This is a genomic window from Haloferax sp. ATB1, assembly GCF_000730175.1.
Genome location: NZ_JPES01000057.1, coordinates 18478 through 29274, shown reverse-complemented (window position 1 = coordinate 29274; position 10797 = coordinate 18478). Strand labels below are relative to the sequence as shown.

Here is a 10797-nt window from a genome sequence, read left to right as displayed (position 1 = left end):
CACGAGGAACACGTCGGCCTCGCCGAGGTCCGAAGCGAGTTCGTCATCGCCCCCGCGCCGAAGCGGTCGCCCATCGCCGCCACCGTCGAGGCGTGACAGAGCCGCGCGCAGTTGTCGACGTTGTTCGTCCCGAGCGCCCGCGCCGTCTTCTGGAGCAGGTAGTTCTCCTCGTTCGTGCAGTTCGACGACGAGAAGAAGAACACAGAGTCCGGCCCGTGGTCGGCGACGACGCGGGAGAACTCGCGTTCGATGCGGTCGAACGCCTCGTCCCACGTTGCCTCGACGAGCCGGCCGTTCACTCGCACCAGCGGGGTGGTCAGGCGCTCGTCGTGTTCGACCACGTCCCACGCCGCGGCCCCCTTGGGACAGAGTTCGCCCCGCGTGTTGACCGGGCCGTGCCACCCGACAGCGCTCCCGCGGTCGCGTCGTAGCGGATGCCACAGCCGACGCCGCAGTACGGACAGACGCTCTCGCTCGATGCCGCCACCCGCTCAGGCACGCTGACACACCACACACATGGTCGAACGTGCGACCCGAACGATATTCATCGTACCGCCGACTGCGGCGGGGTGAAAATCGTCGGTGGACATACGTCCGCTCGTGTCGTTCAGTCGAAGCGTGCACGAGCAGGCAACCGCGCATCGGGAGGCCGAGGAAGCGAGCGGACGCGAGGACGTCCCGTGGCACGCGCTCGAACGCGAGGCGGCGCTGGAGCGACTCGAATCGAGCCGCGACGGCCTCAACGACGACGACGCGGCCCGCCGACTCGCCGATGAGGGACCGAACGAACTCGCCGACGAGGAGGGCGTCTCGCCGCTTTCGCTCCTCGTCTCGCAGTTCACCGGGCCGCTCATCCTGCTGCTTTTCTTCGCCGCCGGCCTCTCGCTCGCCGTCGGCCTCCTGCCCGGTCGCGATCCGGGCTACACCGACGCCGCGCTCATCCTGCTCATCCTGCTCGGAAACGGCCTGTTCGGCTTCGTGCAGAACTACCGCGCCGAGCAGGCGCTCGCGGCGCTCCGGGAGATGGCGACACCGGACGCGACGGTTCGCCGCAGTGGCTCGATTCGAGCGGTCCCGGCGACCGAGGTCGTCCCGGGCGACGTGGTCGTCCTCGAAGCGGGCGACGCTGTCCCCGCCGACGCCCGTATTCTCACGGCGGCCGACTGCCGCGCCGACGAGTCGACGTTGACCGGCGAAAGCGCCCCGGTGGACAAGGCGGCCGATCCCGTCGACGCCGACGCGGCGCTGGCCGACCGGGAGAGCGTCCTCCACGCCGGGACCACGGTCGTCAGAGGTCGCGCGGAGGCCGTCGTCGTCGCCACCGCGATGGACACTGAACTCGGAGCCATCGCCGACCAACTCGGACAGGCCCGCCAGCGCGAGACGCCGTTCGAAATCGAGGTGGACCGCCTCGGCCGCCGCATCGGCGTCGGCATCGTCGCGCTCATCCTGCTCATCGCGGCGGTCCAGTTGTTCCTCACCGCGACCGACCCGGTGGTTGTGCTCCTCGTCGCCGTCACGCTCGCCGTCGCGGCCGTCCCCGAGGGCCTCCCGGCTGTCGTCACGCTCACCCTCGCGCTCGGGTCGCGGACGCTCATGGAGCGCAACGCGCTCGTCCGCAACCTCGCGGTCGTCGAGAGCCTCGGCGCGGTGGACTACATCGTCACCGACAAGACGGGGACGCTGACCGAAAACCGCATGACCGTCACCCGCGCGTGGCTCCCCGACGACCGGACGGTCGAACTGGACGGTGGTTCGGATTCGACTGCCGCCGCGTCCAGAGACGGTGATGCGACCCCCGACTCAGGGGCCGTGTCGGACCCGGACCCGGCGCTCGCGGCGCTCCTGTCCTGCGGGGCTCGCTGTAACGACACCAAGAAACTCGACGACGGGGCCCACCGCGGCGACCCCACCGAAGTCGCGCTCGTGAACGCCGCCGCCGACGCGGGCCTCGACGGCTCGCGCGACCCCGACGACAGGCTCCGCGAAGTCCCCTTCACCTCCGAGCGAAAGCGCATGTCGGTCGTCGTGGACGCGTTCGACGCCCCCGGCGACGGCCCCGTGGCGCTCGTGAAGGGCGCGCCCGAGGAAATCGTCGCGCGGTGCGACCGCGTCCTCGTCGACGGGGAAATCGAGTCGTTCGACGACGAGCGCCGCGAGCGAGTCGAAGCGACCGTGGCCGCCTTCGCCGACGACGCCCTCCGCGTACTCGGGTTCGCCTACGCACCCGCGACCGACCTCGACGCCGACGACGAGACGCTCGAATCGGGGCTCGTCTTCCTCGGGTTGCAGGGCATGACCGACCCGGCGCGCGAGGGCGTCGCCGAGGCGGTCGCCGACTGCCGCGACGCCGGCGTACAGGTGACGATGGCGACCGGCGACACCCCGCGGACGGCCCGCGCCATCGCCCGTGAGGTCGGCATCGACGTCGACTCGGTCGTCACGGGCACCGAGGTGGCCGCCATGGACGACGAGGAACTCGGCCGGGTCGTCGAAGAGACCAACGTGTTCGCCCGCGTCGCGCCCGAGCACAAGGTCCGCATCCTCCGGGCGCTCCAAGACGCGGGCTACACGGTGGCGATGACCGGCGACGGCGTCAACGACGCACCCGCGCTCGGTAACGCCGACGTGGGAATCGCCATGGGAGACCGCGGGACGCAGGTCGCACAGGGCGCGTCGGACGTGGTGCTCCGCGACGACAACTTCGTCACCATCCGCGACGCCATCGCGGAGGGCCGCGGCATCTTCGACAACATCCGCAAGTTCGTCAACTACCTGCTGTCGGCGAACGCCGGCGAGGTGTTCGTCGTCTTCCTCGGGACGCTCCTCGGCGCGGCGCTGTTCCCCGCGGCGTTCGCGTCCGAGTCGGCGCTCGTCATCACGCCCGTCGCGCTCCTGTGGCTCAACCTCGTCACCGACGGCTTCCCCGCGCTCGCACTCGGCGCGGACCCCAAGTCGAACGACGTGATGCGAAGGCCGCCGCGACCCCGCGACGAGGGCGTCCTCGACCGCCGGACCATTACTTCGATTCTCGGTATCGGCGTCGCGCTCACCGGGGCCGGACTGGGCGTGTTCTTCTACGCGCTCTCTCGGTCCGGCGACCTCGTCGTCGCCCAGACGGTGCTGTTTACGTTCCTCGTCACCGCCGAGTTGGTCCGCACGCAGTCGGTTCGGCTCCGCTACCGGCTGTCGCCGCTTTCGAACCCGTGGCTCCTCGGCGCGGTCGGCCTGTCGCTCGCGCTCCACCTCGTGTTGCTCTACACGCCGGCCGCGGACCTCTTCGGCGTCGTCCCGCTGGGGCTCACGGAGTGGGGCTGGGTCGCGGGCGCGTTCGTCCCGTTCCTCGCCGCGAACCTGTGTCTGGTGTGGCTCAACGACCGACTGTTCGACTCGTGAGCGAGCCGAGCGCGCCCATGAGTCGGTCGCGGTAGAGGTAGCCGAGAACCGACGCCGCGAGCAACGCGCCGACGAAAATCGCGGTGAGTTCGGCGTTGCCGTCGGCGGCGGCCGCGCCCGCGAGGTTCACGAGCAGGAAGCCGGGGAGCCGACCCACCGCCGCGACGAGGACGACCCTGCGGACCGGGATGTCGGTGAGGCCGGCGGCGAAGCAGATGGCGTCGTCCGGGAGGCCCGGAACCAGAAACACGAGAAAGAGGACGGCGAGGCCGTGGGTCTCCATCGCGTCGTCGAACACCGAGAGGGCGTCGGCGGTGACGACGCGTTCGACGTACGGGCGGCCGAGAGACCGCGCGAGACCCACCGCGAGCGCCGTGCCGAGGACGATGCCGACCATGCTGTAGACCGTCCCCCAGAGCGCGCCGAACAGGTAGCCGCTGGCGAACCCGAGCGCCTGTCCGGGGATGGGCGCGACGAGGACCTGCGCGATTTGCACGCCGACGAACGCGAGGGGCGCGAGCGCACCGAACCCGGTGAGCCACGTCCGAAGCGCGGTCGGGTTGGCGAGAAACGGGAAGCGGTCGACGAGCGTCGTGCCGGCGAGCGCGACGACGGCGACGACGACGACGGCGAGTGCGAGCGTCCGCCACCGGTCGCGCGGCGACTCGAACAGTTCGGGGACGGATAACACGGGTGACACCTCGCACGCCGCGGAGAAAAACCCGGCGCGGGAGCGTTTTTGTTCCGAGACGGCGTACTAATAATCATGATGGATACGATTCTCGTCGCCGTCGATGGTTCGCCGCTGTCGAAGCGAGCGTTCGAACAGGCCCTCGCGCACGCCGACTCGACGGTCGTCGCCCTACACGTCATCGACCCGACGGACCCCGGCTACAGCGCGCCGTTCGACGTGGATATCAGCACGGAACCGCTCCACGGCTCCGAGGAGTGGTACGAACGCGCCGACGAACTCGCGGCTGACATCTTCGACGAACTCGCGGCGCTGGCCGACGGGAGCGGAGTAGAACTCCGGACCGAGACCCACCGTGGCGACCCCGCGCGGACCATCGTCGACTTCGCACGCCGGGAGGGCGTCGACGCCGTCTACCTCGGCGGTCACGGCCGCACCGGCGAGACAGACCTGCTGTTCGGGAGCGTCGCCGAGTTGGTCGCCGGACGCGCGCCGATGAGCGTGATGGTCGTCCGCTGAGAGCGTGATGGCGGCTCGCTAGTCGGTCGTCCCCGCGTCGGTCACTCGTCGTCGCCAGCCGGCGGCACGCACAGCACCGGCACGTCCGAGAGTCTGACGACTCGCTCAGCGACGCTTCCGAGCAGGTATCGCTCCAGTCCGCTCGTCCCGTGGGTGCCCATCACCACGAGGTCGATGTCGCGTTCCTCGCCGTAGTCGATGATGGTCTCGTGCGGCAGGCCGACCCGAATCTCCGTCTCGACGGGGACGTCGCGGTCGGCCGCGCGGTCGGCGACGACACCGACCGCCGCCTCTCCGCGCGTCTGGGAATCGTCGTCATCGACGGGTGCGTCAGCGTGGCCGGTTCGAACGTCGACGACGTAGAGGACGTGGAGCGCGGCCCCGTAGGTCGCCGCGAGGTCGACCGCGTAGTCGGCGGCGCGGACCGCGTGGTCGCTACCGTCGGTGGGGACGAGAATGTGGTCGAACATGTCGTCACAGACGCGCGCTGAGCGAATAAAACCGAACCCGGTCGCGCCGTCCGGACTCTCACGCTCTCGGACTCAACCGCACCACGCGTCGCCCGCGCGTTTCCGATTCCCGGTCGGCGGGAAGGATGACTCCGGCTTATTCTTCCCCCGAGCGTATCTGTTACCGGTGGTGAGGAGCATGCAGACCGACGGTGAACGGCGGGTAGAACTGTGGATTCGCCCGATTCGGGACGGCCTCGGGGAGGAACACCAGACGCTTATCGTTCGACTCGAACGACTCGCTGACGAGGGGCTCGTCGACGACGTGTGCGTCCGGACGTGGGGTCGCGAGGTTGACGTGGAGTCCGACACCGCACCGACGAAACGAGACGCAATCGTCCGCGAGCGACTCGCCGAGTGCCGGCTGTGGGCGCGAACGGAAGGGGTCGCGCTCCCGACGCTCGACGAGCACGCGACGGTCGGATCGGGGCGGATGGGTCCCGAACACGACGCGGTCGTCCTTCCGCCGACGCTGGGCATCGTCTTCCGCGACGACGAAATCGAGGCCGTCTATCCGCACGAGCGAGACGATGGGACTCGAACGCTCGCCGACTGGGTCGAGACCACCGAGTCGTTCCTCGGTATCGACCGCGACCACGTTGAGGTGTAAGCGGAGACGAGTCGCCGACTCGTGGCTGCGAAAAGAACGCCACTCGGTCGAAACGGTCGCCATCCGGTCGAAACGGTCAATTTTCGAACGATAAGTTCCGCGAGAAACGTCGCCACCGACGGACGCGATTCCGGCGGCATACGCCCGAGTTACTCGTCCCGGGACTGGGGTCCGAAAGTGGGCCCCGGGCAAGGCCCAACTGTGTCAGAGGCACCCCACTCGAACGACGGCTATCGTCGAGAGTGTGGGCGAATCATCGTTTCCTCGCCAGTCATCTATACTTGGTCCCTGATGCATCAGGGTCGTATATACGTTCGCGGCGAAGCGTCACCCTTACTCGGAGCCGTGTAGTGGTGGAGGTATGAACGTCCCCTGCGTCCGCGTGCCCCGCGAGTCCGGTGAGGCGGCGCGCCGGCGCCTCGCCGACGCCGGCCTGCTCGACCACGACCACGAGATTACCGTCGCGAGGGGACCCTCTACATTCCCGTCGTCGACGCCGACGCCGTCCCCGACGATCTGACGGTCGTCGACTTCGAGCCCCCCACCCGAGAGACGCAGACCACGCCCGCCGACCTGCTCGGCTTCGAACCCTCCTACGAGCGACTCGGCGACATCGTCATCCTCGACGAGGACGACCCCGACCGCGCCCGCGACATCGCCGACGCCATCGTCGCCTCGGACCTCAAGGCCGAGACGGTCGTCAACCGCGCCTCGAAGGTCAAAGGCGAACTCCGCGTCCGCGACTGGGACGTGCTCGTCGGCGACTCGACCGAGACGGTGCACCGCGAGTACGGTCACGAGTTCCGTCTCGACATCGATACCGTCTACTTCTCGCCGCGACTGGCGACCGAGCGCCACCGCGTCGTCGAGGCGATTCGCGAGGGCGAGCACGTGTTCGACATGTTCGCCGGTGTCGGCCCCTTCGCCGTCCCGGCCGCCGCCGCCGGCGCGGAGGTCGTCGCCTGCGACCTCAACGAGGCGGCCGTCGAATTCCTCCGCGAGAACGCCGAGCGGAACGACGTGACCGACCGACTCACCGCGATTCACGGCGACGTGCGCGAGGTCGCCGCCGACTACGAGGGCTGGGCCGACCGACTCATCATGAATCTCCCGCACAGCGCGGGCGACTTCCTCGATACGGCGGTCCGCCTCGCGAGCGACGAGTGCGTGATTCACCTCTACGACATCCAACACGAGGACGACCCGTTCGGACCGGGACTCGCCGCCGTCCGCGCCGCCGCCGAACCGACCTACGAGGTCGAAGTCGTGAACGAGCACGTCGTCCGGTCGTACGCCCCCCACGAGTACAACGTCTGTCTCGACGTTCGCCTGACGAAGCGGGCGTGAGGGGGCTGGTGCCGAACGGCAGACACCGGGTTGATTCGCAAGTCTTAATTACGTAACCGGGGTACGGGAGAATGCGTTCGAAAGCCCACCGCGCCGGTGTAGCTCAGCTGGCAGAGCGATTCCTTCGTAAGGAATAGGCCGAGGGTTCAAATCCCTCCACCGGCTTCTACTGATTCCTTCACCATCCCACAACTCAACCCCGGAGACGAAGGTCTCCGGTTCGGGGGTGGTTGCGCGTGACCGTCGACTGTCCCGCGTGCGGTCACGAGAGCGAGGTCCGATTTCGCTGTGAGCGCTGTGGATACGACCTCGTCGAGGTGGACCGCTGATGACCGAGGACGGCGGCAAGGTCATCGCGGAGTTCTCCGTCCTCGACGACGCAGACCTCGTCACGTCGAACGACGAGGACACTGTCGAGTCCGCTGTCGACAATGGGTATGAGCCCGGTTCGACCGTCGACAACGAGTCGGTCGATGTCGAATTCGAGATGCCGGAGTTCGTCGCGGCCTGTCGATACTGCCAGCGGACTTTCGAGACCGAAGAGGCCGCGCTCGAACATGAGTGGACCTGCGACCTGGAGCCGACCGGCGAGTGTCGCTTCTGTGGCGGCACGCATATCCGGAAGGACGTTCGCGAGGACCATTTCTACGCGTGCTCGGAAGCAGAGGCACACGAGCGCCGACAGAAGCGCGGTGTCCGCGCGCGGACGATGCGCGGTCAGGACTCGAAGACCGCGGTCTCGGGCCTACGGAAGTTCCTCCTCCCGCAGCCGCACGAGTTCTCGGCGTACCTGAAGTGGGATGACGCGCTGTCGACGTACTTCGGACTCGTCTCGCTGTACAAGATGCACGACTTCGAGGAGTACGGTAATCTCCGCGCCGGCTTCGAGTTCGACGATGAGGAGTGGAACGTCGAGTTCGGCTACGCCGACAACCCCGGCCTCGCGACGCCCGACGAAGGAACCGACCTCGGTCGATGGGACTGGCGACTCGAGGATGTTCCTGAGTTCCTCATCCGCGTCTATCCCGCGGCCTACCAGTCGTTCAAGGACGCGAAAGACGAGAACCGCAAGCGTGCGTACTTCCGCGTCCGGCCGCGGTGGCCGGGCATCTCCTCGAAGAGCGGGACGAATATCCCGAACCCGCACAACATCCTCGGCGTCGACGTCGAGACGCGCGGGAGCTACTTCGAGTTCAACCAGTACCCGAGCGTCCTGTTCGAGGCGCTCCGCAAGCTTCGCGAGCGCCAAGACGAGTTCGGCTGGAACTCGTTCACGGGTATCGACTACCGTGCGCTCGATCCCGACGAAGTACACGAATCGTCGAACATCACCGACGCCGAGCTGTACGTGCGCGGCAAGAAGGGCGAGACTGGCAAGGTGTTCGCGCTGGACGGGACGCTTCACCGGATTTCGATGATTCTCGGTCGCGAGCGAAGCGGCTACTCGAAGACGGTCCGCGACGACCGCGAGTGCGCCGGCTACTACCACACGGCGACGATCTGCGCGATGCGTGCGTCCGAAGTCGTCGGTGGTCACCGACTTCCGAAGGAGTTCAAGCACTACCACATGCGGAACCCTGAGGCAGTTGCTGGGACTGAACTCGAGAATCCGAAGATCGGTGTCTCCTACCAGAACTCACTGTACGACGACACCCTCCGGTTCGACGATGTCGATCGACTCCACAACGAACTCGAAGAGGGGCTGCTGAACGTCCTAAACTGGTCGGACTTGCCGGTGACGCCGGACCACCAGATGTACGTCGCGGACGACTACTTCAGCGTCGACGGCGAGGCGCGGATGGTCAAAGTCATCGACAACCCGCTGCCGCGTATTGCTCAACAACAGGACGACGAGGTTCGGCTGTTCGCCGCCGCGAACAACCTCTACGAGACGGATGTGTCGATTGCCGACGAGCTGGTGACCGACGGCGGCCAGATCTCGCCGGCCGACCTCGCTGAGCGAATCGGCGTCCACATCGACACAGTCTATCGCGCGCTGAAGCGCCTCGGTGATCTGGTCATCCACGAGTACGGTCACGTCGAACTCGCTTCGAAACACATCGCTGAGGGAATCGTCGAACACATCGAGTCCGCTCGGCGCTCGGTCTCAGCGACGCTCGAAGAAGCGACAGACGATATCATCCGCGCCGATACGTACGGCGATGGGAACGGTCCGTGGGAGCGCTGGCTTCGTAACTACGTTCGCGACCGGCAGGACGACCGCGAGGATGGTCGTGAACTACTCGAGCTTGCACCGCAGGCGACGCGTAAGGAGGTCAAGCGGATCCTCCGAACCGGCGCTGCGAAGTGGGCAGAGGTGACCGGCAACGAGATGAAGCAGTTCTCTGGTCGCTTTGCGGTCGTCGCCGACGCGTACGATTCCACCGGAAGAGTCACCTACAGTCTGGGTAAGCTGCGTCAGCTCGTCGGCTGACGCGCCGTCTTCCGAGTGGCGACGCTGTTTTTTCGGTGAGAATGCGGAATATTTTGCAGTATTTTCAGGAGGTTGTCGTTCGAAAGATTCTGGCGCTGTCTCGAGCCCGCAGCGACCACGACCGCAGACACTTCGAATCAGGGGGGTCCCCCCTGATTCTGCGTTAGCTGTGTGGCTAAAGAGCCACACACCAAGATTACTTCAGCCACCTTCGGTGGCTTCAGATGAAACACTTGTAATGGAGGTCGCCGCGCCTACTCGGCGCGGCTTGCTAACGCAAAAATTAGGCGTCGATATGTCGCTGGGGATCTCGCAACTCACGTTAGCTCGTGATCTGTGAGAGCTCTTTAGGCACTAATCTAAACTACTGATCTCCTGACCCGGTTAGAATACGTATAGCGACTAACGCGCATCCATTAGAATAATCTGAATCGACCCAATATATTTCTACATTCGGGCTGTAGTTTCGGCTATGAGCGACGAGTCGAACCGACGATGGACAGACGGCCTGTCGGCCGCCGAGCGTGTTGAAGCGGTCGCACTTACTGTGAGTGAACCGCAGACTGCGAACTGGATCGCGTCTGAGGCCGAGGTTGCCCACGAAACGGCGAGCAAGTATCTCTCGCGGCTCGCAGACGATGGCAAACTAATCGCTGATACACGCGGCCAACAGACCACCTACGAACCTGACCCGATCAACCAGTACCTCAGCGAGATGCGCGAACTCTACGAGGCGCACTCGCCCGACCAGCTCGCCGCGAGCCTCGAAGAGATGAACGACCAAATTCGCTCGTGGAAGACAGAGTACGACGTCGAGACGCCCAACGAATTGCGAGCGAGCCTACGCCAGGCAACAGACGAAGAAGACCAGCGCGAACGCCGCCAGGCCGCTCGCGACTGGGAGCACCTCGAGACGCGGTCTCGACTCGTCGAGGACGCACTTCGTCTCTATGATCGATTCCCGGGACAGGGACGTTCCGCCTCGGCATGAGAGGCCCCGGATCAGAAAATCCCGAGGTCTACCGGGTACTCAAAGACGTACTGGAACGACAATCCGAGGTTGTGTCTGTCTGGTACGAACCTGACGCAATCCAGAAGCGGTATCTTGCTGCTGAAGTCGATCCAGTTCGCCTCGTCCCGCCAACTGGACCCGAGGCACCGACGATTGAGGTCCATTGGAAACTCACACCGCCGCACGACGAGTTCAGAGTCGATTACGCTGACCCGAATCTCGAGTTCCATTGTGGGTGGCATCAAGACGACGATCATGACGATCTCGGACCAACGCACT

Annotated in this window: 8 protein-coding genes, 1 tRNA gene and 2 pseudogenes; 7 read left to right on the top strand and 4 right to left on the bottom strand. The window is 66.2% G+C overall.

What is annotated here, in order from left to right; genetic code table 11:
- Positions 1-487 (bottom strand): annotated as a pseudogene (locus tag ATB1_RS09445) (molybdopterin-dependent oxidoreductase); the annotation flags it as partial.
- A gap of 95 nt (positions 488-582) precedes the next feature.
- Between ATB1_RS09445 and ATB1_RS09440 the strand changes: the two are divergent.
- On the top strand, positions 583-3396 hold the full coding sequence (locus ATB1_RS09440) for a cation-transporting P-type ATPase (RefSeq protein WP_042663478.1): 2814 nt from the start codon (positions 583-585) through the stop codon (positions 3394-3396).
- Here the strand turns inward: ATB1_RS09440 and ATB1_RS09435 are convergent.
- Positions 3371-4087 carry a TVP38/TMEM64 family protein gene (locus ATB1_RS09435; RefSeq protein WP_042663477.1) on the bottom strand — a complete coding sequence of 239 codons (717 nt, stop codon included), beginning with the start codon at positions 4085-4087 and terminating at the stop codon, positions 3371-3373. The genes ATB1_RS09440 and ATB1_RS09435 overlap by 26 nt on opposite strands.
- Positions 4088-4165: 78 nt before the next feature.
- Here ATB1_RS09435 and ATB1_RS09430 point away from each other — a divergent pair, with 78 nt between their 5' ends.
- Positions 4166-4606 (top strand): universal stress protein, encoded by a 441-nt coding sequence (locus tag ATB1_RS09430; RefSeq protein WP_082256366.1) that lies wholly within the window; start codon positions 4166-4168, stop codon positions 4604-4606.
- Positions 4607-4647: 41 nt separating this feature from the next.
- On the opposite strand, the gene ATB1_RS09425 is transcribed toward ATB1_RS09430, so the two are convergent.
- A complete protein-coding gene (locus tag ATB1_RS09425; RefSeq protein WP_042663475.1) occupies positions 4648-5076 on the bottom strand; it encodes a universal stress protein in 429 nt (142 codons plus the stop codon).
- A 178-nt stretch (positions 5077-5254) separates the two neighbouring features.
- On the opposite strand from ATB1_RS09425, the gene ATB1_RS09420 reads away from it, so the two are divergent.
- From ATB1_RS09420 to ATB1_RS09400, 5 genes and pseudogenes are all read left to right on the top strand, one after another.
- A complete protein-coding gene (locus tag ATB1_RS09420; protein WP_042663474.1) occupies positions 5255-5725 on the top strand; it encodes an HTH domain-containing protein in 471 nt (156 codons plus the stop codon).
- Between the two features lie 361 nt (positions 5726-6086).
- Positions 6087-7072, top strand: a pseudogene (locus tag ATB1_RS09415) (class I SAM-dependent methyltransferase).
- Between the two features lie 92 nt (positions 7073-7164).
- Positions 7165-7237, top strand: a tRNA-Thr gene (locus ATB1_RS09410).
- Positions 7238-7400: 163 nt separating this feature from the next.
- Positions 7401-9506, top strand: coding sequence for an AsnC family protein (locus tag ATB1_RS09405; protein ID WP_042663473.1), 2106 nt, complete (start codon positions 7401-7403; stop codon positions 9504-9506).
- A gap of 472 nt (positions 9507-9978) precedes the next feature.
- Positions 9979-10497 (top strand): hypothetical protein, encoded by a 519-nt coding sequence (locus tag ATB1_RS09400; protein WP_042663472.1) that lies wholly within the window; start codon positions 9979-9981, stop codon positions 10495-10497.
- Positions 10498-10508: 11 nt separating this feature from the next.
- Here the strand turns inward: ATB1_RS09400 and ATB1_RS21995 are convergent, their stop codons facing one another.
- The gene (locus tag ATB1_RS21995) at positions 10509-10748 is read right to left on the bottom strand and encodes a hypothetical protein (RefSeq protein ID WP_206742055.1); all 240 of its coding nucleotides are present in this window, start codon (positions 10746-10748) and stop codon (positions 10509-10511) included.
- Positions 10749-10797 lie beyond the last annotated feature (49 nt).